This window comes from Micromonospora globbae, assembly GCF_003610785.1.
Classification (GTDB): domain Bacteria; phylum Actinomycetota; class Actinomycetes; order Mycobacteriales; family Micromonosporaceae; genus Micromonospora; species Micromonospora globbae.
This window is the reverse complement of the sequence record NZ_RAQQ01000002.1, coordinates 337,274-361,195: the sequence shown is the minus strand read 5'-3', so window position 1 is coordinate 361,195 and position 23,922 is coordinate 337,274. Positions and strand designations below refer to the sequence as shown.

The 23,922-nt window shown below is 75.0% G+C and carries 26 protein-coding genes; 15 read left to right on the top strand and 11 right to left on the bottom strand.

Features of this window, described 5'->3' with window-relative positions; all coding sequences use genetic code 11:
* Positions 1-23: 23 nt before the first annotated feature.
* From D7I43_RS04015 to D7I43_RS04005, 3 genes are all read left to right on the top strand, one after another.
* Positions 24-764, top strand: coding sequence for an ABC transporter ATP-binding protein (locus D7I43_RS04015; RefSeq protein WP_120326987.1), 741 nt, complete (start codon positions 24-26; stop codon positions 762-764).
* Positions 752-1,516, top strand: coding sequence for an ABC transporter permease (locus D7I43_RS04010; RefSeq protein WP_240032787.1), 765 nt, complete (start codon positions 752-754; stop codon positions 1,514-1,516). Before D7I43_RS04015 ends, D7I43_RS04010 begins: the two co-directional genes overlap by 13 nt.
* 494 nt (positions 1,517-2,010) lie before the next feature.
* A complete protein-coding gene (locus D7I43_RS04005) occupies positions 2,011-2,595 on the top strand; it encodes a hypothetical protein (RefSeq protein ID WP_120326986.1) in 585 nt (194 codons plus the stop codon).
* A 98-nt stretch (positions 2,596-2,693) separates the two neighbouring features.
* Here D7I43_RS04005 and D7I43_RS04000 read toward each other — a convergent pair whose 3' ends face one another.
* Both D7I43_RS04000 and D7I43_RS03995 read right to left on the bottom strand, forming a co-directional pair.
* Positions 2,694-3,530: an undecaprenyl-diphosphate phosphatase gene (locus D7I43_RS04000; RefSeq protein WP_120326985.1), complete on the bottom strand. Its 837-nt coding sequence runs from the start codon at positions 3,528-3,530 to the stop codon at positions 2,694-2,696.
* On the bottom strand, positions 3,527-4,579 hold the full coding sequence (locus D7I43_RS03995; RefSeq protein ID WP_120326984.1) for an LLM class F420-dependent oxidoreductase: 1,053 nt from the start codon (positions 4,577-4,579) through the stop codon (positions 3,527-3,529). Before D7I43_RS03995 ends, D7I43_RS04000 begins: the two co-directional genes overlap by 4 nt.
* A 190-nt stretch (positions 4,580-4,769) precedes the next feature.
* On the opposite strand from D7I43_RS03995, the gene D7I43_RS03990 reads away from it, so the two are divergent.
* Together D7I43_RS03990 and D7I43_RS03985 are read left to right on the top strand one after the other, a co-directional pair.
* Positions 4,770-5,741, top strand: a complete 972-nt coding sequence (locus tag D7I43_RS03990; protein ID WP_120326983.1) for an aldo/keto reductase — start codon at positions 4,770-4,772, stop codon at positions 5,739-5,741.
* An 89-nt stretch (positions 5,742-5,830) separates the two neighbouring features.
* On the top strand, positions 5,831-6,022 hold the full coding sequence (locus tag D7I43_RS03985; protein WP_120326982.1) for a DUF5703 family protein: 192 nt from the start codon (positions 5,831-5,833) through the stop codon (positions 6,020-6,022).
* Positions 6,023-6,089: 67 nt separating this feature from the next.
* Here the strand turns inward: D7I43_RS03985 and D7I43_RS03980 are convergent, their stop codons facing one another.
* On the bottom strand, positions 6,090-6,746 hold the full coding sequence (locus tag D7I43_RS03980) for a hypothetical protein (protein ID WP_120326981.1): 657 nt from the start codon (positions 6,744-6,746) through the stop codon (positions 6,090-6,092).
* 55 nt (positions 6,747-6,801) lie between these two features.
* Complete coding sequence (locus D7I43_RS03975) at positions 6,802-8,124, bottom strand: M20/M25/M40 family metallo-hydrolase (RefSeq protein ID WP_120326980.1); 1,323 nt, start codon at positions 8,122-8,124, stop codon at positions 6,802-6,804.
* Positions 8,125-8,323: 199 nt separating this feature from the next.
* On the opposite strand from D7I43_RS03975, the gene D7I43_RS03970 reads away from it, so the two are divergent.
* From D7I43_RS03970 to D7I43_RS03960, 3 genes are all read left to right on the top strand, one after another.
* Complete coding sequence (locus D7I43_RS03970) at positions 8,324-8,920, top strand: hemerythrin domain-containing protein (RefSeq protein ID WP_120326979.1); 597 nt, start codon at positions 8,324-8,326, stop codon at positions 8,918-8,920.
* 109 nt (positions 8,921-9,029) lie between these two features.
* Positions 9,030-10,037, top strand: coding sequence for a LysR family transcriptional regulator (locus tag D7I43_RS03965; RefSeq protein ID WP_120326978.1), 1,008 nt, complete (start codon positions 9,030-9,032; stop codon positions 10,035-10,037).
* Positions 10,038-10,057: 20 nt separating this feature from the next.
* Entirely contained in the window at positions 10,058-10,303 is a 246-nt protein-coding gene (locus D7I43_RS03960) for a hypothetical protein (protein WP_120326977.1), read from the top strand.
* A gap of 109 nt (positions 10,304-10,412) precedes the next feature.
* Here the strand turns inward: D7I43_RS03960 and D7I43_RS03955 are convergent, their stop codons facing one another.
* The 3 genes from D7I43_RS03955 to D7I43_RS03945 are packed head-to-tail and all read right to left on the bottom strand — an operon-like array spanning position 10,413 to position 13,533.
* Positions 10,413-10,763 (bottom strand): DUF3140 domain-containing protein, encoded by a 351-nt coding sequence (locus tag D7I43_RS03955; RefSeq protein ID WP_120326976.1) that lies wholly within the window; start codon positions 10,761-10,763, stop codon positions 10,413-10,415.
* Positions 10,763-10,981, bottom strand: coding sequence for a hypothetical protein (locus D7I43_RS03950; RefSeq protein WP_120326975.1), 219 nt, complete (start codon positions 10,979-10,981; stop codon positions 10,763-10,765). Before D7I43_RS03950 ends, D7I43_RS03955 begins: the two co-directional genes overlap by 1 nt.
* On the bottom strand, positions 10,978-13,533 hold the full coding sequence (locus tag D7I43_RS03945) for an ATP-dependent Clp protease ATP-binding subunit (protein WP_120326974.1): 2,556 nt from the start codon (positions 13,531-13,533) through the stop codon (positions 10,978-10,980). Before D7I43_RS03945 ends, D7I43_RS03950 begins: the two co-directional genes overlap by 4 nt.
* Before the next feature lie 131 nt (positions 13,534-13,664).
* On the opposite strand from D7I43_RS03945, the gene D7I43_RS03940 reads away from it, so the two are divergent.
* The 5 genes from D7I43_RS03940 to D7I43_RS03920 all read left to right on the top strand — a co-directional run bounded on the left by D7I43_RS03940 (position 13,665) and on the right by D7I43_RS03920 (position 18,926).
* Positions 13,665-14,075 carry a PIN domain-containing protein gene (locus D7I43_RS03940; RefSeq protein ID WP_120326973.1) on the top strand — a complete coding sequence of 137 codons (411 nt, stop codon included), beginning with the start codon at positions 13,665-13,667 and terminating at the stop codon, positions 14,073-14,075.
* Positions 14,076-14,237: 162 nt separating this feature from the next.
* The gene (locus D7I43_RS03935; RefSeq protein WP_088993708.1) at positions 14,238-14,498 is read left to right on the top strand and encodes a hypothetical protein; all 261 of its coding nucleotides are present in this window, start codon (positions 14,238-14,240) and stop codon (positions 14,496-14,498) included.
* A 9-nt stretch (positions 14,499-14,507) separates the two neighbouring features.
* Positions 14,508-15,614 carry a hypothetical protein gene (locus tag D7I43_RS03930; protein WP_120326972.1) on the top strand — a complete coding sequence of 369 codons (1,107 nt, stop codon included), beginning with the start codon at positions 14,508-14,510 and terminating at the stop codon, positions 15,612-15,614.
* Positions 15,607-18,264 carry an FtsK/SpoIIIE domain-containing protein gene (locus D7I43_RS03925; protein WP_120327093.1) on the top strand — a complete coding sequence of 886 codons (2,658 nt, stop codon included), beginning with the start codon at positions 15,607-15,609 and terminating at the stop codon, positions 18,262-18,264. The genes D7I43_RS03930 and D7I43_RS03925 overlap by 8 nt, the downstream gene beginning before the upstream one ends.
* Positions 18,261-18,926, top strand: coding sequence for a hypothetical protein (locus tag D7I43_RS03920; RefSeq protein WP_120326971.1), 666 nt, complete (start codon positions 18,261-18,263; stop codon positions 18,924-18,926). The genes D7I43_RS03925 and D7I43_RS03920 overlap by 4 nt, the downstream gene beginning before the upstream one ends.
* A 42-nt stretch (positions 18,927-18,968) precedes the next feature.
* Here the strand turns inward: D7I43_RS03920 and D7I43_RS03915 are convergent, their stop codons facing one another.
* Both D7I43_RS03915 and D7I43_RS03910 read right to left on the bottom strand, forming a co-directional pair.
* Entirely contained in the window at positions 18,969-20,243 is a 1,275-nt protein-coding gene (locus D7I43_RS03915) for a cupin domain-containing protein (RefSeq protein WP_120326970.1), read from the bottom strand.
* A gap of 9 nt (positions 20,244-20,252) precedes the next feature.
* On the bottom strand, positions 20,253-20,543 hold the full coding sequence (locus D7I43_RS03910; RefSeq protein ID WP_120326969.1) for a hypothetical protein: 291 nt from the start codon (positions 20,541-20,543) through the stop codon (positions 20,253-20,255).
* A gap of 229 nt (positions 20,544-20,772) precedes the next feature.
* Between D7I43_RS03910 and D7I43_RS03905 the strand changes: the two genes are divergently transcribed.
* The gene (locus tag D7I43_RS03905) at positions 20,773-21,522 is read left to right on the top strand and encodes a PIG-L deacetylase family protein (RefSeq protein ID WP_120326968.1); all 750 of its coding nucleotides are present in this window, start codon (positions 20,773-20,775) and stop codon (positions 21,520-21,522) included.
* Positions 21,523-21,528: 6 nt separating this feature from the next.
* The gene (locus D7I43_RS03900; RefSeq protein ID WP_120326967.1) at positions 21,529-22,281 is read left to right on the top strand and encodes a DUF72 domain-containing protein; all 753 of its coding nucleotides are present in this window, start codon (positions 21,529-21,531) and stop codon (positions 22,279-22,281) included.
* Between the two features lie 40 nt (positions 22,282-22,321).
* Here the strand turns inward: D7I43_RS03900 and D7I43_RS03895 are convergent, their stop codons facing one another.
* The gene (locus tag D7I43_RS03895) at positions 22,322-22,750 is read right to left on the bottom strand and encodes a DUF2267 domain-containing protein (RefSeq protein WP_120326966.1); all 429 of its coding nucleotides are present in this window, start codon (positions 22,748-22,750) and stop codon (positions 22,322-22,324) included.
* A 294-nt stretch (positions 22,751-23,044) separates the two neighbouring features.
* A complete protein-coding gene (locus D7I43_RS03885) occupies positions 23,045-23,917 on the bottom strand; it encodes a DUF72 domain-containing protein (RefSeq protein ID WP_120326964.1) in 873 nt (290 codons plus the stop codon).
* Positions 23,918-23,922: the final 5 nt, after the last annotated feature.

Sequence of the window (23,922 nt, the reverse complement as noted above, 5' to 3'; positions counted from 1 at the left end):
GTGCGGCGCCCACGATCGAGGGCATGAGCGTTCCCGCGATCCAGGTCGAACATCTGCACAAGCGGTACGGCGACGTCGTCGCGGTCGAGGACGTGAGCTTCGAGGTGGCCGCCGGCGAGGTGCTGGGCCTGCTCGGCGTCAACGGGGCGGGCAAGACGACGACGGTCGAGCTGATCGCCGGCCTGCGTACGCCCGATGAGGGCCGGATCCGGGTGCTGGGCCTCGACCCGCGCCGGGACCGCGGCGCCCTGCGCCAGGTGCTCGGTGTGCAGTTGCAGCAGACGCACCTGCACCACGCCCTCACCGTCGCCGAACTCGTCGACCTCTACCGGGCCTTCTACCCGGACCCGCGCCCCGCGGCCGACCTGCTGGACCTGGTCGAGCTGGGCGGGCACGCCCGGACCCGCTTCGAGAAGCTCTCCGGGGGCCAGCAACAGCGACTGTCCATCGCCCTGGCCCTGGTCGGCCGGCCGCGCGTGGTGATCCTCGACGAGCTCACGACCGGGCTGGACCCGCGGGCCCGGCGCCGGGTGTGGGCGGGCGTCGAGGAACTGCGCGCGGAGACCGTGCTGCTGGTGAGCCACTCGATGGACGAGGTCGAGCGGCTCTGCGACCGGGTGGCCGTCCTCGACGGCGGCCGGCTCGTCGCCCTCGACACGCCCGCCGGGCTGGTCGCCCGGGCCGGCACGACGGACCTGGAGGAGGCGTTCGTTGCCCTCACCGGCAGGGAACTCGCCCCGGAGGAGGACGGGTGTCCGAGGTGACGGTGCGGCGGCCGGGTCCACGGGCCTGGGCGACCCTGATCCGGTGCGAGGCGAAGATGGTCGTCCGGGACACCGCCGGGCTGGTCGTGCCGATCGCCCTGCCACTCCTGATCATGGCGATGAACGCCTCGGCCGCCGGTGAGGAGATGGTCGTCAACGGCCGCTCGGCGTTGGACGTCCACGTCCTGCCGTTGGTCTTCACGATCGTCCTCGCCTCGATCGGCATCATCAACATGCCGAGCTTCCTGGCGTACTACCGCCGCGCCGGCGTGCTGCGCCGGCTCGCGGTCACCCCGGCCTCGCCGGCGATGGTCCTCGTGGCGCAGTTCGTGGTGAGCCTCGCGCAGGCCGTGGTCGGCATCGGCGCGGCCTACGCGGTGGCCGTGCTCGCCTTCGGCGCGCTGCCGCCCGTCGACACCGGGGTGGCCCTCGCCGTCGTGGGGCTCGCGGTCGCCGCCATGTACGGGTGGGGCATGGTCGTGGCGTCCGTGGCGCCCACGCCGAACTCCGCCGTGGCCATCGGTCTGATCGGCTTCTTCGCGCTCGGGGCGGTGGGCGGGATGTTCGGCGGCACCGCCGTCCTGCCGGAGCCGGTTGCGCGGCTCGGCTCCTGGCTGCCGTTCGGCGCGACGGTCGAGGCGTTGTCCGCGGCCTGGGCCGGATCGCCCGTCGGCGCGTCGCACCTCGTCGGCCTGGCGCTGTCGGCGGTCGTCGGGGCGGTCGTGGCCACCATCCTGTTCCGCTGGGACTGAGGCCGATGTCCGCGGACGGCCCGGCTCGACCCGTCCGGGGCCGGTGTCCGGTTCCTGGGAGGTGGCCTCCTGGGGATGTGTCCGGTATGGGGTGGTCTGGGGTGTGGCCGGTGGCACCCTGGGGCCGGAATCGTGGGCGGGCCGGGGTCGTTGAACACCCCTGACGGCCGAGGCAGCAGGCCCCCGGCCCCGGTGGCCCGCCGGCACAGGTGAGGTCCCGGGAATGATGGCCGGCCGCCGGTCGTTGCACACCGATCCACGGCCCCGGTAGGGCACCGCCCCGCCGCCGCCCCCCCGGCCTGGCGCCGGGGAATGACGCCCGGCCGCGGGTCGTTGGACACGGACCCGGCCCGGTGCGGCACCCCGCCCACCACGCGCCGTGGAACCCCCGAGACTTTCCCCCCTTTCGAGCACCCCCGTGTGTTCGTCCCCTGACATCCACGCCCCGGTCCCCCGAACGGGTGTGGACCTTCACCCCCTGAGGAGCTTTCATCATGAACACGATTCTGCGGAAGAGCATGCTCAGTGTCGCTGGTCTGGCGTTCGCCACCGGTGTGGCCGCCGGCCCCGTGACCGCCCACGCCGCCCCGGTGCATGAAGCGAAGCCCGTCGCGGTCGTCCAGACCGACAAGCCGGACACGGCGAAGCTGATCCCGCACGGCACCCAGGGCGCCCAGTCCCGGATCGCCCTGAACGACGAGCAGACCGCGAACGCGAAGGCGATCATCGCGGCGACGAAGAAGAACGGCCTGCCCGAGCGGGCGGCGGTCATCTCCATCGCCACGAGCCTTCAGGAATCCAAGCTGGAGAACCTGGGCCACCTCGGCGACCGCAACGACCACGACTCGCTGGGCCTGTTCCAGCAGCGCCCGAGCTCGGGTTGGGGCACGCCGGAGCAGATCACCGACCCCGAGTACTCCACCACCGCCTTCCTCAAGGGCCTCAAGCAGGTCGACGGCTGGCAGGACATGCCCCTGACCGACGCCGCCCAGACCGTGCAGGTGTCGGCCTACCCGGACGCCTACGCCCAGTGGGAGCAGCAGGCCGCCGACCTGGTCGCCCAGCACTGGAACAGCTGACACCCCCACAGCTGACCACCACACAGACCTGACACACAGGGGGAAACACGCTGGCCGGCACCCGTTCGGGTGCCGGCCAGCGGCGTGTCACGGGCGGATCAGGTCGCGCTGATCTGGCCCGTCAGGAGCAGCGCCAGCACCAGCGTGCCGAGCGCCACCCGGTAGAGCACGAACACGTACAGGGTGTGGTGGGCGACGTAGCGCAGCAGCCAGGCGATGGCCGCGTACCCGATGCCGAACGCGATGATCGTGGCGACGATCATCTGGGCGACGGTCGGTGCGGCCGTGCCGGCCGCGGCCGGTTCGAACACGTCGCCGAGGCTGAACACCCCGGACATGACGACGGCCGGGATGGCCAGCAGGAACGAGTACCGGGCCGCGGCCTCCCGGGTCAGGTTCAGCAGCAGGCCGGCGGTGAGCGTGCCGCCGGAGCGGGACACCCCGGGCACCAGCGCCATGGCCTGGGCGAAGCCCATGACCACGCCGTCGCGCATCCGGAAGTTCTCCAGCGTGCGGGTCTGCCGGCCCCAGTACTCGGCGAACGCGAGCACGAAGGCGAACACGATCAGCGTGGTGGAGACCAGCCACAGGTTGCGCCCCGCGGTGCGGATCTGGTCCTTGAACACGAATCCGAACAGCCCGATCGGGATCGAGCCGACGATGACGTACCAGCCCATCCGGTAGTCCATGCTCGACCGCACCGACCGGTCCCACAGGCCGACGATCCAGGTGCGGGCGATCCGCCAGATGTCCTTGGCGAAGTAGATGAGCACGGCCGCCTCGGTGCCGAGCTGCGTCACCGCCGTGAACGACGCGCCCGCGTCACGCCCGAAGAAGATCGCCGAGGTGATCCGCAGGTGCCCCGACGAGCTGACCGGCAGGAATTCCGTGAGCCCCTGGACGACGCCCAGGACGATGGCCTCGATCCAGGTCACTCGCCGACTCCGGCGAGATCGAGCGCCTCGGCGACGGTACGCAGGGTCTGCACGCCGCTCTCCCGGTCGGCCCCGAACAGCGTCACCGACAGGGTGGTCACGCCGGAGGCGGCGTACTCCCGCATCCGCTCGGCGATGCGCTCCTTCGGCCCGAGCAGCGACGTACGGTCGATGAACTCCATCGGCACGGCGGCCGCGGCGTCGCGGTGCCGCTTGGCCAGGTAGAGGTCCTGCACCTCGCGCGCGGCGTCGCCGTAGCCCATCCGGGTGGCCAGTTGGTTGTAGAAGTTCTGCTTCCGGCTGCCCATGCCGCCCACGTAGAGGGCCGCGTACCAGCGGACCAGCTCGGCGCAGGACGCGACGTCGTCGCCGACCACCACGGGCACCGACGGGACCACGTCGAAGCCCGTCAGGTCCTTGCCGACCTTCTCGCGGCCGGCCCGCACCGCGCGGAGGTGCTCCTCGGCGAACTCCGGGGAGTAGAACACGGCCAGCCACCCGTCGGCGATCTCGCCGGCGAGTTCGAGGTTCTTCGGGCCGACGGCGGCGAGGTAGATCGGGATGTGCTCGCGCGGCGGGTGGAAGCTCAGCCGCAGGGCCTTGCCGGGGCCGTCGGGCAGGGGCAGCGTGTAGTGCTCACCGTCGTACGCCACCTCCTTGCGGCCGACCGCCAGCTTGACGATCTCCACGAACTCGCGGGTCCGGGCGAGGGGCTTGCCGAAGCGTACGCCGTGCCAGCCCTCCGAGACCTGCGGCCCGGACACGCCCAGGCCCAGCCGGAACCGGCCGCCGGAGAGCGTGTCGATGGTCGCCGCGGTCATCGCGGTCGCGGCGGGTGTGCGGGCGGGGATCTGCATCACCGCGCTGCCCACGTCGATCCGGTCGGTCTGCCCGGCGATCCACGCGAGGATGCTGGGCGCGTCGGAGCCGTACGCCTCCGCCGCCCACACCACCGAATAGCCGAGCCGGTCCGCCTCCTGGGCCAGGGCCAGGTGGTCGGCCGGCGTGGTCCACGCCGTCTGGTATCCGAGGCTCAGCCCGAGTCGCAATCGTCCTCCCCCATCCGCACCACAGGTCGCACCAGGTTACGCAATGCCGGCGGCGGGTTCGATCACCGGCTCACCGGGAGGCGGTCGGGGCGGTGTCGGGGCGTCGCGCCGGCAGGATCACCGGCAGAACACGCCAGACATGACGGGAGCGAGGATATCGGTTGCGCCGGGTTCGAAATAAGGTTCACCCATGCAACAGCGACCGCTCGGCCGAAGCGGGCTGGCGGTTTCGCGGCTCGCCCTCGGCACCATGACCTGGGGTCGGGACACCGACGCCGATGACGCGGCCGCCCAGCTGAAGAGCTACCTCGACGCGGGCGGCAACCTGATCGACACGGCCGACGTCTACGGCGACGGCGACGCCGAGTCGGTGATCGGGTCTCTGCTCGGCACCCTGGTCCCCCGTGACGAGCTGCTGATCGCCACCAAGGCGGGGCTGCGGCCCGGGCACGGCCGGCGCCGCGACAACTCCCGCGGGCACCTGCTGCGTACGCTCGACGCGTCGCTGCGCCGCCTCGGCACGGATCACGTCGACCTGTTCCAGGTCCACGGCTACGACCCGGACACCCCCCTGGAGGAGACCCTCGCGGCGCTCGACCACGCGGTGGCCAGCGGCCGGGTGCGCTACGTCGGGGTGTCGAACTTCTCCGGCTGGCAGACCGCGCGGGCCGCGGCCTGGCAGGCGGCCTGGCCGGGGCGGGCGCCGGTGGTGGCCGCCCAGGTCGAGTACTCGCTGCTGGAGCGGGGCGTGGAGCGGGAGGTGCTGCCCGCCTGCGAGGCGCTCGGCCTCGGCGTGCTGCCCTGGTCGCCGCTGGGCCGGGGGGTGCTGACCGGCAAGTACCGGCACGGCCGGCCGGCCGACTCCCGGGCCGCCTCGCCGCACTTCGAGCGGTTCGTCGCCACGTACCTGGAGCCGCGCTGTTCGAGCATCGTCGAGGCGGTGGCGACGGCCGCCAGCGGGCTGGGCGTCTCGCCGCTGGAGGTGGCGCTGGCCTGGGTGCGGGACCGGCCCGGGGTGACCGCGCCGATCCTCGGGGCCCGCACGGTGGGCCAGTTGCTCGGCGCCCTCCAGGTGGAGCGGATGACGCTGCCGGAGGAGATCACCACGGCGCTCGACGACGTGTCGGCGGTGCCCGTCGGGTATCCCGAGCGGGACAGCTGAGGGCCGGGCGGCACGAAACGCCCGGGCAGCGGCGCCGGTCACGCCCCGGGGGGTGGCGGACGGTGCCCGGGCTGGGCAGCATAGGGCCCATGGACTACGAATACGCGCCGCTGCGGTTGCCGCCGAACGTCGACCGGGTGACCGCCGCGGCGCAGCTGGCGATCCAGGCGGAGTTCTCCGGATGGGAGCTGGCCCGGGTGCGGCTGTTCCGGGACGGTACGCGGCAGGTGATGCTGCGCCGTCGGCGGGTCAACCAGCCGCAGCCGGGCCTGTCGTACTGAACGGGCGACCGTTGCCGGCCGCTGCGGGGCCCCACGCCGTCGCGTGCGGGCCCCGCAGCGGGGCCGCCTAGTGCACGTGGTCGTGCTCGTCCTCGAGGTCGAGGAACGGGTGCTCGTCGAGGCGGCCGATCAGCCGGTCGTCCGCGGCCGGCTGGAACGGGCCGACCGGGTCGTCGTCCTCGAACGACTCCAGGTCGACCGGGGTGCCGACCTCGCTGACCATCACCACCCCGTCGAGCGGTTCCAGCTCCGGGATGTCCAGGGCGCCGAGCGACCCGTCGCCGCTCTGCAGCAGCTCCAGCACCGCCTCGCCGACACCCTCCACCGGCGCGGGCTCGTCGTCCTCCGGCGTGCCCTCCCGGCGGGCGATCTCAGCCACCCGCATCAGCGCCGAGACGCTGGGCACCCGGTAGTCCCGGCGCTGCCGTACGGAGATCACCCGCGGGTGCGGGTCGGTGGCCTCCAGGCCCTCCACGCCACCGCCGAAGCGCTCGTCCGCCTCGTCCGGGTCGATGGACTCGACGTCCCACGGGGTGACCTCGCCGAAGGCGTCCAGGAGTTGCTCGTCGTAGGCGTAGGAGGCGTTGTTCAGCTCCACGTACGCCTGCCAGACGGCGTCGTCGTCGATGCGGCCCTGGGCGGCCCGTACGGCGGCCAGGTGGCGGCGGGCCGCGTCGATCACCCGCTCGAGGGCGGCGTCCAGCTCACCATGCTGGTCGGTCATGCGAGGTTGTCCCTTCACGATGGGAGGTTCCGCGTCGGCTGCCACCGGACACGGGCTAGCAGGTGCGGAGGAACCGGTCGAGAACCCGCACGCCGAACTGTAGTCCCTCGACCGGGACCCGCTCGTCGATGCCGTGGAACAACGCGGAGAAGTTCAGGTCGGGCGGAAGCCGCAGCGGCGCGAACCCGAAGCAGCGGATGCCGAGCTTCGAGAACGCCTTGGCGTCCGTGCCGCCGGAGAGCATGTACGGCACCGGGTGGGCGCCCGGGTCCTCGGCGCGCAGGGCGGCCGACATCGCGTCGACCAGGTCGCCGTCGAAGGTCGTCTCCAGGGCCGGCTGCCGCTGGATGTACTCGATGGCGATGTCCGGCCCGACCAGCTCACGCAGCTGCGCCTCCAGCAGCTCCGACTGCCCGGGCAGGCTGCGGCAGTCGATGGTGGCGGTGGCCCGGCCGGGGATCACGTTGTCCTTGTAGCCGGCCGCGAGCCGGGTCGGGTTCGCGGTGTTGCGGACGGTGGCGCCGATGATGTTGGCGATCGGGCCGAGCTTGGCGATGGCGGTCTCCGGGTCCTCCGGGTCGAGTTCGATACCCAGCAGCTCGCTGACCTGTTCGAGGAACGCCCGCACGGTGGGGGTGACCACCACCGGGAAGCGGTGCCGGCCCACGCGGGCGACCGCCTCGGCGAGGGCGGTGACCGCGTTGTCGTCGTGCACCATCGAGCCGTGCCCGGGCCGGCCCTTGGCGTGCAGCCGCAGCCAGTCGAGGCCCTTCTCGGCGGTCTCGATGAGGTAGAGGCGCTGGCTGTCGTTCACCGAGTACGAGAAGCCGCCCACCTCGCCGATCGCCTCGGTGCAGCCGTCGAAGAGGTCGCGGTGCCGCTCGACCAGGAAGTGCGCGCCGTAGTCGCTGCCCGCCTCCTCGTCGGCGGTGTAGGCCAGCACGATGTCGCGGGCCGGGCGTACGCCGGTGCGCTGCCAGTGCCGCACCACGGCGAGGACCATGGCGTCGAAGTCCTTCATGTCGATGGCGCCTCGGCCCCAGAGGTAGCCGTCGCGGATCTCACCGGAGAACGGGTGCACCGACCACTCGTCCGGGTCCGCCGGCACGACGTCGAGGTGGCCGTGGACCAGCAGCGCGGGGCGTCCCGGGTCGGTGCCGGCGATGCGGGCGACGACGTTGGCCCGGCCGGGCGCGGACTCGTGGATCTCGGCGGCGAGCCCCACCTCGGTGAGCTTCTCCGCCACGTACTCGGCGGCGCGGCGCTCGCCCACGCTGGTGTCGTTGTCGCCGGTGTTGGTGGTGTCGATCCGGAGCAGGTCGCGGCAGAGGTCGACGACCTCGTCGGTGGGTGCGGGTCGGGTGGCGTCGCTCGTCATCGCTTCTTCATACCAGCCACGGCGCCCGCCCAGGTCGCCCCGGGCCCCGAGTCGGCCCGCGCCGCGCCCCGGCGCCGGAACGCGGTCCGCCCCCGACGGTCCGCGCCGCGCCGGGCCGCGGTTTGGCGGCGGGCCGCCCCGGGTACCGCCGCCCGCGACCGCACGTCCCCCGCACCGCCCGCCAGACGAGGAGGGCACCATGACCGTCCCCCTGCCGCCGCTGCCGCCCGCCCCCGACGAGGGCTACCGGCCCGGTGGACGCAGCGTCGCCGACGTGGTGGCGCAGGAGCACCGCCAGCTGCGGGAGCTCGTGGACCGGCTGGACGAGCCGGACGTGCCCGCGGAGCACCTGGCGGTGCTGACGGCCGTGCTGTCCCGGCACCTGTCGGCCGAGGAGCAGTACCTGCTGCCGGCCGTGCGGGCGGCGGTCCCCGGGACGGCCGAGCGGGTCGACCGGACGCTCGACGCGGACGCCTCGCTGCTGACCGCCCTGAAGGGGCTCGCCGACGGCGACGCCGGCGAGGTCGCCGCGCGGGTCCGCCGGCACGTGGCCGAGGTGGACGCGCTGGTCGCGGCGCTGCGCGAGGTGGCCACCGAGGAGGAGCTGATCCGCCTCGGCAACCGGCTGGAGATCGCCGAGGAGGCGGCGCCCACCAGGCCGCACCCCGACACCCCGGCCACGCCCCCGTGGAACCGGATCGTCGAGCCGGCGCTGGGCGTGGTCGACAAGGTCCGCGACGCCGTGACCGGCCGGCCGACGTACCCGGCCGACCTGCCCGAGCCGCCGCGCGCCTGACGCCGCGCCCGGGCCCCGGCGGTGGCCGTCCCAGCCCGCGACGTTCATCCATCATCACCGATCCGTCCGGGCCCTTCCCCGGGCCGGAACGGGGTCATACCGTCACGGTATGAATCTGGAGCTGCGACACCTGCGGGTGGTGTGCGCGATCGCCGAGACGGGCAGCGTCACGAAGGCCGCCTCGACCCTCGGCCTGGCCCAGCCGGCTCTCACCGCCCAGCTCCAACGCATCGAACGGACACTGGGCGGGCCGCTGTTCGAGCGGGACCGCCGCGGCGCCCGACCCACCGCGCTCGGCGAGCTGGTGCTCGCCCGGGCCCGGGTGCTGCTGCCGGCCATGAAGGGGTTGCAGGACGAGGCGGCGCGGCTGGCCGGCGCCGCCGACGCGCCGCGGCGCTACCGGTTCGGCGGGGTGAACAGCCCCATCCTCGGCCGGCTGGTGCACCGGCTCGCGGCCGAGCAGCCGCAGGCGCAGATCAGCACGTACGCGTCCTGGTCGGTGGACGAGCTGGCCCAGCTCGTCGTCGGCGGACGGTTGGACTTCGTGCTGACCGGCGTGTGCGGCGACTCGAGCCCGTCGGCCGAGTTCGGGCTCAGCTGGCGGGAGGTGTCGGTCGACCCCGTGCTGGTGCTGCTGCCCGAGACCCACCCGCTCGCCGCGCGGGAGGAGATCGACCTGGTGGACCTGCGGCACGAGCAGTGGGTGGCCGCGCCGGGCGACGGCTGCTTCGGCGACTGCTTCGCCGCCGCCTGCGCCCGCGCCGGCTTCACGCCCCGGAAGCTGTACGAGACCGACATCCGTGGCTGCGTGGACCTGGTCGACGCCGGGGAGGCCGTGGCGCTGTGCCAGGCCACGTTCCGTCCGATCCCCGGGCTCGTCACCCGGCGGCTGGCGGGGGTGCCGCTGCGCTGGCGCCTGATGTTCGGGTGGCACCCGGACTCCCCCGCCGCCCGGGTCGCCGAGATGGTGCTCGAGACGGCGCAGGCCGCGTACACCGACTCCCTGGCACCGCACCCGGCGTACCTGGCCTGGCTCGTGCGGAATCCGGAGTTCGGCCTGCGCCGTTCGACGGTGGCCGGGCCGGCGGCCGGCGCCGGCGGGGTGCGAACCGCGTAGCGCTGGGTATCACGGCCCTCATGACCGAACCCGCTACCACCGCCGACGACCGCGACCTGCTGCGCCGTGCCGCCGCCGCGCACGCGAGCGCGGCGGCGGACATCGAGGCGTTCCTGCGCCGGCTGCCGGAGGTGCCCGGCGCCGCCGAGATCACCGAGTACGCGAACCTCGTCACGCGGGAGGAGCGGCTGCGCGCCGACCGGGAGGCCGCCGCGGACGCCGCCGGCCTGGTCATCGGCAGCCTCGAATCCGACCAGGGCACCTGAGGCCGCCGCGGGCCGGCTGCGCGACGGCGACGCGACCGGACAGTGGACCGCGACCGGACCGCGACCGGACAGCGGACCGCGACCGGACGGTGACCCGCCCGCGGGCGGGTCACCGTTCGACGAGGACGTCGTGGCCGAGGTCCAGCAGGGAGTGCCGCCACTCGTCGTCGGCGTTGCCGCGCGGCGGCCGGGCGTCCACGAGGGACTGGATGCGGTCGACGGCCTCCCGCATCACCTCGATGTCCTCCGGGGTGAGGTCCACCTTCCGCTTGGTCAGCACCCGGAGGATGTGCCGGCCCGGCTCGGGCAGGCCGAGGTCCGGGTCCGCGCCGAAGGACTCCTCGCCGGAGCCCCGGGTCAGCAGCCACTGGCGCAGCTTCTCCGACGGGACGTTGACCTGGGCGTGGAAGTCGTCCCAGAGCTCCTCCACCTCGGGATCGAGCCGCTGTTCGCGTACCATCAGGCCTCCTCTCCGGGTGGCGGCCCGGACGCCTCCGGGTCGCCCTCGTCCTTCCTGCGGCTCAGGCCCTCCTTCGGTACCCGCACCCGCGCCGGGTTCGCCGTCGGCCCCGTCCGGATCCGCTCGACGTGCTCGGCGTCCTCCCGGGACGCGGCCTCCTCCCGGTCTGCCCCCTCCTCCCGGGGCTCCTCCGGCTCGGGCGCCCGCCGCCGGCTCATCGGGGGTGCGACGTGCTGGCGGCGGTGTAGCCCCGCTCGCCGGCACCCACGTCGAAGGTGAGGGCGCCGTCACGGGCGTCCACGGTGACCTTCTGCCCCGGTGAGATGGCCGATTCCAGCAGCATCCGGGACAGCTGGTTGTCCACCTCGCGCTGAATCACCCGGCGCAGCGGCCGCGCGCCGAACTCCGGCTGGTAGCCGTGCTCGGCGAGCCAGTCGATGCCGGCGGTCGTGAAGTCGACCTCGATGTCCTGGGCGTGCAGCCGGCGGCGGGTCTCCTCGAGCAGCAGCTCGGTGATCTGGCGCAGCTGCGCGGCCTCCAGCCGGCGGAAGATGATCACCTCGTCGATGCGGTTGAGGAACTCCGGCCGGAAGTTCTCCTGGAGCCGTCGCATCAGCCGCTCCCGCAGCTCGTCGCTCTCCTGCGCGCTGCCCGGCTCCCCCGCGCCGAACCCGACGGCCCGCTGCGTGCCAGTGATCAGCTCCGAGCCGAGGTTGCTCGTCATGATCAGTACGGTGTTCTTGAAGTTCACCGTCCGGCCCTGCCCGTCGGTGAGCCGCCCGTCGTCGAGCACCTGGAGCAGGATGTTGAACACGTCCGGGTGGGCCTTCTCGATCTCGTCGAGCAGGATCACCGCGTACGGGCGGCGGCGCACCGCCTCGGTGAGCTGCCCGGCCTCCTCGTAGCCGACGTAGCCGGGCGGCGCGCCGACGAGCCGGCTCACGGTGTGCCGCTCCTGGAACTCGCTCATGTCCACCCGGACCATCCGGTCGGACTCGCCGAAGAGCGCCTCGGCGAGGGCCCGGGCCAGTTCGGTCTTCCCGACGCCGGTCGGGCCGAGGAACAGGAAGCTGCCCATCGGCCGCTCCGGGTCGGCCAGGCCCGTACGGGAGCGGCGGACCGCCTCGGCCACCGCGGCGACGGCGTCGTCCTGCCCCACCACCCGCTCGTGCAGGTGCCCCTCCAGGCGCAGCAGCCGGTCCCGCTCCTCCTCCGTGAGCTGGGCGACCGGGATGCCGGTGGCCCGCGACACGACCTCGGCGATCTCCTGCGGCCCGACCTCGGGGACCTGCGAGGTGTTGCCGTCCTCGCCGTGCGCCCGCCGGACCTGCTCCTCCAGCTCGGCGATCCGGTCCCGCAGGGTCGAGGCCCGCTCGTACTTCTCGTCCGCGACCGCCTGCTCCTTGTCCCGACGCACCTCCTCCAGCTGCCGTTCCAGCTCGCGGACGTCCGCGGCGGGTGTCCGGGTCCGCAGGCGGACCCGCGCGCCGGCCTGGTCGATGAGGTCGATGGCCTTGTCGGGCAGGTAGCGGTCGGTGACGTACCGGTCGGACAGCTCGGCGGCGGCGATGAGCGCCTCGTCGGTGAAGCGGACCTGGTGGTGCGCCTCGTACCGGTCGCGCAGCCCGCGCAGGATGGCCACCGTGTCGTCCACGCTCGGCTCGGGCACCAGCACCGGCTGGAACCGGCGGGCCAGCGCGGCGTCCTTCTCGATGCTCTTGCGGTACTCGTCCAGCGTCGTCGCACCGATCACCCGCAGTTCGCCGCGGGCCAGCGCCGGCTTGAGCATGTTGCTGGCGTCCATGCCGCCCTCGCTGCCGGCGCCACCCGCGCCGACCAGGGTGTGGATCTCGTCCAGGAAGATGATCAGCTCGTCGCGGTGCGCCCGGATCTCGTCGATGACCTTCTTCAGCCGTTCCTCGAAGTCGCCCCGGTAGCGGGTGCCGGCCACCAGACCGGCCAGGTCGAGCTGGACCACCCGCTTGCCGAGCAGCGTCTGCGGCACGTCCCCGTCGCAGATCCGCTCGGCGAGGCCCTCGACGATGGCGGTCTTGCCCACGCCCGCCTCACCGATCAGCACCGGGTTGTTCTTCGTACGCCGGGAGAGGATCTCCACGGCCTGCTCGATCTCGTCGGCGCGGCCGATCACCGGGTCGATCTGGTCGTTGTGGGCCAGGTCGGTGAGGTCCTGGCCGTACTGGTCGAGGGTCGGCGTGCCGCGGTCCGGCCGCGGCCCGGTCATCGGGCCGCGCTCGGCGTTGGCGGCCTGCAACGACTCGGGTTGGATCCGTCCGGCGGCCAGCATCCGCCCGGCCGGCGACTCCGGGTTCAGCGGCAGGGCCATCAGGATGTGCTCGGGGCCGATGTAGTTGGCGCCCATCGCGCGGGAGAGCTGGTGCGCGTCGAGCAGCGCCCGCTTCGCCGCCGGGGTGAGCGACAGGTTCGGCGGCACCTCGCCGCGGGGCGCGCCGTCGCCGCGCCCCCCGAGGGCGTTGAGCAGCGTGTCCGGGTCGGCGCCGGCCCTGCGGACCAGGTCGCGCAGCGGCTCCCGTTGCAGCGCCGCCCAGAGCAGATGGTCGGTGTCGAGGTCGGTGCTGTGCTTCTGCGCCGCGCGGCGGGCCGCGTCGGCCAGCATCTCCCGCGCGTCGGCGGTCATGAGCCGGGTGATGTCGACCCGGTGCGCCGGCCGGCGCCCACCCTCGCCCCGGCCGAAGTACCGGGCCAGGAACTCGTCCCAGGGGTCGGTGCCGAAGTCGCCGGGTCCCATCATCGCTTTTCCTCCGCAGTAGCGCGCGGCACGGTCGGCAGGGGCTACCCGGCGGTCGGCGCGACAAACGCCGCCACGCGCGGGGCGGCGCGCGTCGCCGGGCCGGCCGGGGGGTCGGGTGGCAGGCTGGGGGCATGGAGGGACCTCCGCTGCTGATCGTGGACGCCGCCAACGTCGTCGGGTCGCGGCCCGACGGGTGGTGGCGGGACCGGGCCGGCGCCACCGCCCGGCTGCGTGACTCGTTGGCCGGCGTGGCCGAGGCCGGACTGCCCCCGCACCTGCCGCCTCCCGTGGAGGTCGTGCTCGTCGTGGAGGGCCGCGCGCGGGACGTGCCGGCCGTGCCGGGAGTCGGGGTGGTCGCCGCGTCCGGCTCCGGTGACGACGCCGTCGTCGACCTGGTGAGCGCGACGCCGCGGCGCCGCCGGGTCGTCGTCACCGCCGACCGTGAGCTGCGGGAACGCGTCACGGCGCGGGGCGCCGAGGTGTACGGGCCGCGCTGGCTGCGCGACGGCGCCCAGGGCCCGGACGGGGCGCCGGTGGGGTGAGCCGGGGGCGGGTGGCGGTTTGCGGCACGGTCCCACCAATCGGACTCCCGGCGCTTCCTGGTGACAAGCGGTCACCGGGGCAGGAACACTGACAGGGCGGATGTCGTCGCTCCGCACGCGTAGGCTCTAATGAAGGCCTCCCCGCCCCCAGGAGGTACCCCCGTGGCGAGCGTCGCCGAGCTCAAGGCAGCCATCGACGTTGCACTGCAACAGATCGGCGACGGCCAGAGCGCCGTGCAGGCCGCCGGCGAGAAGCTGGCCGAGGCGCAGCAGACCCTGGCCGGCGCGCTGGAGGGCAGCGGGCACGAGACGGTCGAGGCGGCCCAGGCGTCGCTGACACAGGCCAGCCAGGAGCTGGAGGAGTGCCTCGCGGCCACCCTCGTCGCCGTCGAGCAGGCACAGCTGTACGTCGCGGCTCTGTGAGGCGTACCCGTGTCCATCGTCGAGGACATCGGTGCGCAGGTGCGCGCCGCCGCCGAGGAGCTGCCGCTCGGCCTGGTCAGCCAGGCGCTGGAGAAGTTCGGCCTGGCCAGCGAGCGGCTGAGGTGGGTGCGGCAGGAGTCGGCCAACCCGATGGGGGTGCCGGAGCTGTCCGCCGCCACCGAACACGCCGAGACCGCCGGGTACGCGCTGCGGCTCGCCCAGGAGCAGTTGGCGGCGTACCTCGCCGCCATCGGCCTCGGCGTGGGCGGTGAGCCGCCGGCCCGTGCGCCCCGCCCCGAGCCCCGGCACGACGCGCCCCGCGAGGCAGCCCCGGTCGTCGTACCGGCCGAGCCGGCCGAGCAGGTGCGGATGCGGCGCTGGTGGTCGGTGCGGGTGGCGGAGCTGACCGGGGGGCCGGAGGGCGCCGACGAGCCGGACGAGCGGATCAGCGACTCCACGGAGCTGCTGCGGCGGGTGGTGCGCGGCGTCCGCGCGGGCGACCGGGACCGGCTGCGTACCGAGCTGCGCCGAGCGCACGCCGACGTCGGTCTGGGGCTGGCCGCGCTCGCGCCGCCCCTGCTGCGCGACCTCGCCACCGACCTGCTCCGGCACCCGCCGCGCGCCGAGGACCTCGACCGTCTCCGCGGGGCGCTGGGCGGTCCCGTGCGCGACCTGCTGCCCGGGCTGCCGGCGCCGGTGCTGGAGACGCTGCTGACCCGGGTGTGCCGGATGCCCCCGCCCCGGCGTTCCGGCGAGCCGCCCCACGCGGCCGACTCGGCCGTCGCGGGCGGCGTGCTGACCGGCGTGCTCCTCGCCCGCCTCGGCCGGGACCTGCCGCCCGACCTCGGGCCGGCGGCCGGCGGCACGGGCGGGGCGGGCGCGGATCGGGCCGGCGGCGACCGGCCGGGCGCGGGCCGTCCCGGGGACGGCTCGCCGGCGGCCCGCGCGGGGCGGGCCGGCACCACCGGGCCCCGCGACTCCACGGCGACCGCCGGGCGTCCGGCAGCGCCGGATCCGGCCCGGGCGGCCACGGGCGGCCCACCGGCGGGCGTTCCGCGCCCCGGCCCGTGGACCGGCGCGCCGCACCGCGTCTCCCGCCGGGGTGGCGATGGCTGACCGGCGTACACAGCTGGTCAGCCGCGTCCGGGACACGCTCGCCGACGCGCTCGGCGCGGCCCGTACCCGGCTCTTCGCCGCCCAGGCCGACCTGACCGCCGGACGGGAACGCCTCGCCCGGGTCCGCCGCGCCGCGGCGGAGGTGCCGGCGCGCGTGGGCGCGGAGCGGGACCGCCGGCTCGCCGAGATCGACGACCGGCACGCGGCCCGCATCGCCGAACTGGCCCGGCGGGCCACGGACGCCGCCCGGCGGGAGGCGCCCGGCGCGGCCTCCGAGGAGTGGCCGCGGTGGGAGGCCACGCCCGCCGGGCGGGGCGAGGCTCCCGGCCCGCTGCGGGTCGGCGCCCTCGCCATCGCGGGCGCCGAGCCGGTGCCGGCGCTCGTGCCGCTGCTCGACGCCGGGCACGTCGAGCTGGCGGGAAGCGACCGGGACGGCTGCGACGCCGTGGTCTCCGCGCTGCTGCTGCGTTCCCTCGGGCGGGCCGAACCGGGCGGCGTCCGGCTGGTCGGGTACGACCCGGAGCACCTCGGCGGCGGCCTGGCCGGGTTCGCCCCGCTCGGCACCGCGGGGCTGCTCACCTTCGTCGGCCCCGGCGGGCTGGGCCGGCTCCTCGACGACCTGGTCGAGCAGGTCCGCCGGATCAACGAGACCGTCCTCGCCGGTGAGCACGGCTCGCTGCGGGACCTGGCCGCCGACACGGGCCGCCGGCCCGAGCCGTGGCGGGTGGCGGTGCTGCTCGGCGGCGACGAGCTGTCCCGGCACGAACGCGGCCAGCTCGACCGGATCGTCCGTACCGGCGCGGCCTGCGGCGTGCACCTCGTGGCGCGGGGCGTGCGGCTGCCCGACGACCCGACGGTCACCCGCGTGGTGGCCGACCCCGACGGCGTACGCGTCGCCGGCGTGCCGGTCCGGCTCGACCCGCCGCCACCGGCGGCGCTCGTGACGCGGACCTGCCGGGACGTGGCGACCCGGGTCAACGCCGGCCCGCCGCCGGCCCCGTTCACCGACCTGCTGCCGCCGCCGGAGCGGATGTGGCGGGAGGACTCGGCCACCGGCCTCACCGCGCCGATCGGCGAGGGAGCGCACGGCCGGCAGGTGCTGCTGACGCTCGGCGACTACCCGCCGCACGCGCTGATCGGCGGCCCGTCCGGCACCGGCAAGACCAACCTGATCTTCGCGTGGATCGGGTCGCTCGCCGCGCGCTACTCCCCCGCCGAGCTGGAGTTCTACCTGCTGGACTTCAAGGAGGGCGTGTCCTTCGCCCGGTTCGCGCAGGGCCGGCGCGACCCGAGCTGGCTGCCGCACATGCGCCTGGTGGGGATCAACGTCAACACCGACCGGGAGTTCGGGCTGGCCCTGCTGCGCTTCCTCGCCGAGGAGCTGCGCCGGCGGGCCGACGCCGCCAAGAAGCACGAGGTCACCAAGCTCGCCGAGCTGCGGGCGGTGGACCCGACCGGGCGGTGGCCGCGCATCGTGGCGGTCGTCGACGAGTTCCAGATGCTGCTCGCCGGCCGGGACGTGGTCGCCCGCGAGGCCGCCGACCTCCTGGAGGACCTGGCCCGCCGGGGCCGCTCGCAGGGCATCCACCTCGTGCTGGCCTCGCAGGACGTGCGGGGCATCGAGGCGCTGTGGGGGCGCCCGGCCCTGGTCGCCCAGTTCACGCTGCGGATCGCCCTGCCGAAGGCGCTGCGGATCCTCGCCGAGCGCAACGACGCCGCACAGTCGCTGCCCCGCTGGCACGCGGTGGTCAACGCCGAGTCGGGGCTGCCGGAGGGCAACGAGGTGGCCCGCATCCCGTCGGCCAGCGACTGGGAGACCTGGAGCGGCCTGCAGCACCGGTTGTGGCGGATGCGCCCGCAGGACGCCGCGCCCGCCCGGCTCTTCGACGGCGACGCGATCCCCCGGCTGGCCGACGCCCCGGACTTCCGGGCGCTGCGGCCCGACGAGGGCACCGCCCGCGGGCCGGTCGCGCTCCTCGGCGAGATCATCGACGTGCAGGCCCGCTCGGCGGCCCTGCGGCTGCCGCGGGCGCCCGGCCGCAACCTCGCGGTGCTCGGGACGCGGGTCGACGAGGCGTGCGCCGTGCTCGACGCCGCGGCCCGCTCGCTGGCCCGGCAGCACCGGCCCGGGACCGCCCGCTTCTCCATCGCCTGCCTCGACCCGGACGCCGACCCGGTCGCCCGGGCCCTCTACGAGGACCTGGCCGACGACGCCGCCTGGTACGACGAGGAGACGGTGCCCGAGTTGATGGCCGAGACCGCCGACGGGCTGGCGGCCGCGGCGGACCCGCACTACCTGCTGCTGTTCGCCGTGGACGCGGCCTCCGGCGCGCTGGCCGCCCGCGCCGGCGGGCGTACGGGGTTGGAGCGGCTGCGCCGCATCCTGCACGACGGGCCGGAGCGGCGTACGCACGTGCTGGCCTGGTGGCGCGGTGTGGCCCGGATGCGCGCCGACCTGGGCGGGCCGGCGGCGCGCACCGACCAGATCGGGGCGTGGGTGGCGCTCGACACGCACGGCGGCGAGCTGGGCTCGCTCCACCCGGGCACCGGGGGCCCCGACTGGTATCCCCGCCCGTGGCGCGGACTCTTCTTCGACCGGGCGGTGCACCGCACCGGCCAGGTCATCATCCCCTACGGACCGTCGCGATGAACCAACCGGTGCCCAGTGAGACGTACGCCGCGCAGGTGCGGCGGCTGGCCGACGTGAGCGAACGGGTGCACGCCCAGCGGGAGGAGGCGCGGGCCTGGCACGAGCGGCAGTGCGCGGCGGCCGACCGGGCCGTGGCCGAGGCCGAGGAGCGGGTCCGGCGGGCCGAGCGGGACCTGGCCGAGGCGCGGGAACTCCAGGAGCGGGTGGACGCGGAGGTGGCGCACCTGTGGCAGCAGTTGCGGGAGCGGCTCGGCGCCGCCGGTCGGCGGCTCGCCGAACCCCCGGCGCCCACGTCCGGTGTCGACGCCGACCCGGTCCTGCTGCTCGACCGGGTCCGCGAACTGCTCGACCGGACCCGCAAGCCGGGCGAGCTGCCCGGTTCGACGAACCCGCTGCTCGCCCTCTGCGGGGTGGCCGGCGCCGTGCTCGCGTACGCCCTCGGGGCGGCCGCCCGGGCCGCCGGCGTCGGCTACGGCGGCGACCTCGCGGTCGGGATGCCGGTGCTCGCCCTCGTGGTGACGCTGTTCGGCCCGCTGGTCGGCCTGGTACCGGCGAAGGTGCTCGCCGACCGGCGGCACGCCGTCCTCGGCCCCCGCCCGATGATCGTGGTGCTGACCGCCGGGCTGGTGACCACCGTCGTGCTGCTGGTCGCCGGCCGGTGACCAGCGTCGTGCCGCTGGGTCGCCGGCCGGTGGGCGGCGGCGTCAGGCGGGGACCAGCACGGCCTCCCGCAGCAGCCGGCGGGCCAGCGTCACCCGGTCGGCGTCGTCGTCGAGGCCCGGCAGGTCACCGACCCGGCCGACCGCGCCGGTGAGCAGCGCCCGGACGGCGGGCGCGCACTGGGCGGGCAGCGTGATGGTGCGGTCGAACAGCCGCAGCGCGACCCGGTCGTCGCCCTCGGGTTCGAGCTGCCACCGCAGCCCGGGCCGCACCGCGACCCGCGTGTCGGCGTCCAGTGTGGCGAGCACGGCGGCCTGAGCGAGCGGGCGGATGGGCGCCGGCCGGGCCGCGGGCCAGGCCCGCCTCCGCAGCCGCCCGGCCACCGCCGCGGGGTCGACGCGCAGCAGCCAGTCCCGCAGCGCCTCCACCGTCTCGGTGAGTTCCGGCTCGACGGCGTCCGGGTCGGCCACGTCGATGCCCAGCGGCAGGCTCGTCCGCAACCGGCCGTCCTCGGCGGCCAGCGCCAGCAGCTCCTCGACGAGCGCGTACCGGGTGAGGGCGCGCACGCCCACGGTCAGGTGCAGCGAGCTGTACTCCTGCGCCTGTGCGCTGTGCAGCCAGCCGCGCGGCAGGTAGAGCGCGTCGCCCGGGGCGAGGACGACGTCGAGCGTGGCCGGTCCGGCCGCGGTCGCGGCGACCTCGTCGGCCCGGCCGCCCCACGGCTGCCGTTCCAGCGGGTCGGGCAGCACCGGCGGGTGGATCCGCCAGTGCTTGCGGCCGTCGACCTGGAGCACGAAGACGTCGTGGGTGTCGTAGTGGGTGGCGAACCCCTGGTTGCCGGCCGGCGTGAGGTAGGCGTTGACCTGCAACGGCTGGCCCAGCGCGAGACCCAGGTCGCGGGCGAGGTCGATGAGCGGCGGCCAGGTGCGGTGCAGGCCCTGCAGCACGAGGGTCGCTCCGGCGGCGTACTGCTCCAGCACCCGCTCGTCGAGGACCTGGTCGCCGATCTCGGCGCCGGCGCCGCCCCCGCCGGTCCAGCGGGCCGGCGGCACCAGCTCGCCGTCCTTGGCGATCCGCAGGAACGGCGTACGCAGGCCGCGCCGGCTGAGCAGCTCGTCGGCGTCGTCGGGGCTGAACAGGTCGGTGAAGCCGGCCCGGTTCGGCAGTTCGTCGGCCCGGGACAGCAGCGGGGTCCGGCCCCAGTGCGCGGCGGCGAACTTCGCGGGCTCCACGGCCACGCAGCGGGCGAGGGCGTCCGCCGCGGCCTGCGACGGCACCGCCGGGCGGCCGTTGCCGCCCGGCGGGTCGATGTCCGTCATGGCGATCGGTCAGTTGGCCGGGCCGTCGGCGCCGCCGTCCTGCTTGCCCGGGGTGGTGCCGCCGTCCGCCGGGCCCTCGGCCGCGCCGTCGGCGCCGCCGTCCTGCTTGCCGGGAGTGGCGCCGCCGTCCGCCGGGCCCTCCGCGCCCTCGTCGGCCCCCCGGTCGAGACCGCGCTCGACACCCTCGTCGGCGCTGCCGTCCGCGCCGCCGTCGCGCTTGCCCGGCGTCGCGCCCCCGTCGGCGGGACCCTCGCCGCCACCGGCGCCGCTGGTCGTCATGTCGTCGTCGCTGAGTGCCATCGCTGCTCCCTCATGCCGCCCCGCCTACGCCGGGGTCCGTCGTGCAGCGGGTGCTACCCCACCCTCGGTCTCCTCTAACCACACCGTAGACGGCCGGTAGGGCGCGCACGGGCGGTTCGGCCAGCGCGGCCGCACCGACGGTCCGACCCGCCGGCGCCGGCCGCGCGGACGGCGGGCGGCACGCCGCGGACGGCGGTGGCAGGATGGGGCGGACGCGCAGGAGGTGTCGATGACCGAGCCCACCATGCTTCCGCTCGAACCGGTGACAGAGGACTGGCAGCGCGCGCTGGCGGTCGTGGCCCACCCCGACGACCTGGAGTTCGGCGCGGCCGCGGCCATCGCGCGCTGGACCGGCCAGGGCAAGCGGATCGCCTACTGCCTCGTCACCAGCGGGGAGGCGGGCATCGACGGGATCCCGCCCGAGCGCGCCCGGCAGATCCGGGAGCAGGAGCAGCGGGACTCGGCGGCGCTCGTCGGGGTCGACACCGTCGAGTTCCTCGGGCTGCCCGACGGCGTCCTGGAGTACGGCGTGCCACTGCGACGCGCGATCGCCGAGGTGGTGCGGCGGCACCGGCCCGAGATCGTCATCACGACGAACTTCCGGGAGACGTGGGACGGCGCGTACGCCCTGAACCAGGCGGACCACATCGCCACGGGGCGGGCGGTGCTGGACGCCGTGCGCGACGCCGGCAACCGGTGGGTGTTCCCGGAGCAGCTCACCGACGGCCTCGAGCGGTGGGCCGGGGTCCGGCAGGTGTGGGCCGCGGCGTCGCCCCTCGCCGCGCACGGTGTCGACGTGACCGACACGTTCGACCGGGGGGTGGCCTCCCTGCGGGCGCACGAGGCGTACCTGGCCGGGCTGGGCGACGGCGGCTTCGACGCCGAGGAGTTCCTGGAGGGGCTCGCGCGGCCGACCGGCACCCGGCTGGGCGTCCGCTACGGCGTCGCGTTCGAGGTGTTCCGCTTCGACCTCTGGTAGCCGGCGATGGTCCTGGTCGGCACCTCGGGATGGCAGTACCGCGACTGGCGCGACCGGTTCTACCCGCCCGGGCTGCCGCAGCGGCTCTGGCTGGAGCACTACGCGGAGCGGTTCGCCACCGTGGAGGTCAACAACGCCTTCTACCGGCTGCCGGAGCGGGACACGTTCGCCGCCTGGCGGGCCCGTACGCCGGACGACTTCTGCGTGGCGGTGAAGATGAGCCGCTACCTGACCCACATCCGGCGGCTCGCGGAGCCCGCCGAACCGGTCGCCCGCTTCCTCGGCCGGGCCACCGCGCTCGGCGACCGGCTCGGGCCGGTCCTGCTGCAACTGCCGCCGACCCTCGGCGCCGACACCGCGGCGCTCGACGGCACCCTGCGGCTGTTCCCGCCGGACGTGCGGGTGGCCGTCGAGCCGCGCCACCCGTCGTGGTGGACGGCCGCCACCCGGGCGGTGCTGGAGCGGCACCGGGCGGCGCTGGTCTGGGCGGACCGCCGGGGCCGGCCGGTCACGCCGCTGTGGCGCACCACCGACTTCGGCTACCTGCGGCTGCACGAGGGGCGTGCGCACCCGCATCCGCGGTACGGCCGCGCGGCGCTCGCCTCCTGGGTGCGCCGGATCGCCGAGGCGTTCGGCGACGCGCCGGCGTACGTCTACTTCAACAACGATCCGGGCGGGGCGGCGATCGTCGACGCCGTCGCCTTCGCCCGCCTGGCCCGGCGGGCCGGGCTGCCGGTGAGCCGCGTCCCCGCCGGGTGACCTTCGGCCCGCCCCGGAGGCGGGGCGGGCCGGCGTCACCTCACGGCATCATCCGGGCCAGGTCCCGGGGCATGGTGTCCTTGACGTCCTCCCACTCGCCCTGGGTGACGTGCCGGCGCAGGGTGTCGAGCACCACCTGCACGACCCGCTCCGGGCCGCCCTCCACGTCGTACGGGAAGCCCTGCCGGACCTCGTAGAGGAAGTCGTCCCGGTTCAGCTTGATCGGCACGTCGGACGGGTTCCACCCGTCGTAGTAGATGCCGCGCACCAGCACCGGCAGCTGCTGGGCGAACTCGGCGCTCTCCTGCACCGGCAGCCGGTCGCGCAGCAGGTGCAGCACCGTGCGCAGCGCCGCGTAGGACTGGTTGCGCTGTTCCTTGGGCCAGCCGTAGGCGTTCTCGATGTCCTTCAGGATCAGGTTCGTCTTGTCCATCGAGGACTCGAACGCCGACACCAACTGCTCAGCCATCTTCCCACCCCCGTTCGTCGGTTACCCAGCGTCGGTCGTCGTCGCGTCGCGGCGGACCCGCCGGTCCGGGACGCGCCCGGACGGGGCTGCGCCGGCCGGCCCGCGGGGCCTGCCGGGCGTCGCCGGACGCGCCGACCACGTGCAGGACGGCCCCGCGCCGGGGATCCGTCACCACCCGAGCCGTCATTCCCGGTCACCTCCTCGTGGTGCGCCGGTCGGTGGACCGACCGCACGCACCCTCCACGGTGCCGCTCGGGTGGGTGAGGTGGCGTCACCCGTCCGGGGTGAGCCCGGTCAGTCGGCGCCGAGCAGCCCGGCGAGGGTGGCGGCGTTGGTCTGCGCGTAGTCGCGGTAGCAGTTGTTCATGAGCACGTGCGTCTCCCGCGCCGAGTCGGCCAGCTCGCGCAGTTTCGGCGCCCAGTCGCGCAGTTCCCGGTCGGAGTAGCGGTAGCCGAACTTCTCGTGGATGTCGGTGCTGGTCCACTTCTCGCTGTGCCCGTGGAAGCGCACCACGGCGAGGTCCGCCGTGGCGGCCAGGACGGGCGGGACGGACGAGCGGTGTCCCTGCGGCATGTCCACGCAGACGTACGGCAGGTGGTGCTTGCGCAGGAACTCCAGCGTCTCGTCCCGGTTGTCCCCGTCGAACCAGGAGGCGTGCCGGAACTCGATCACCGGCCGCAGCGGCGCGCAGCGCTTCGCGACCTCCAGCAGGTACTGCTTGTTGTCGCGCCGGATGGTGAACCACGGCGGGAACTGGAACAGCAGCGCGCCGAGCTTGCCCGCCTCGACGAGCGGGTCGAGTGCCGTGAGGAAGCGCGTCCACACCTCCTCGTACGCCTGCGGCGCGAGGTCGTCGGGATAGACGTTGCGCTTGTCGGTCTGCGGCCGCAGGTCCTTGTAGAGGGCGCTCACCCGGGTGGGGTGCCCGGTGAGCAGGCTGAACGCCTTGACGTTGAACGTGAAGCCGGCCGGGGTGCGCTCGGCCCACAGCCGCGCCGTCCGCTCGGCCGGCGGTGAGTAGTAGGTGGCGTCCACCTCGACCAGCGGGAACTGCCGGGCGTAGTACGCCAGCCGCTTCTCCGGGGTGTCCGCGGTCTGCGGGTACCAGCCGGAGTCCAACAGCGTCCGGTCGGTCCAGGACGCGGTGCCCACCTTGATGTCACCCATGGGTG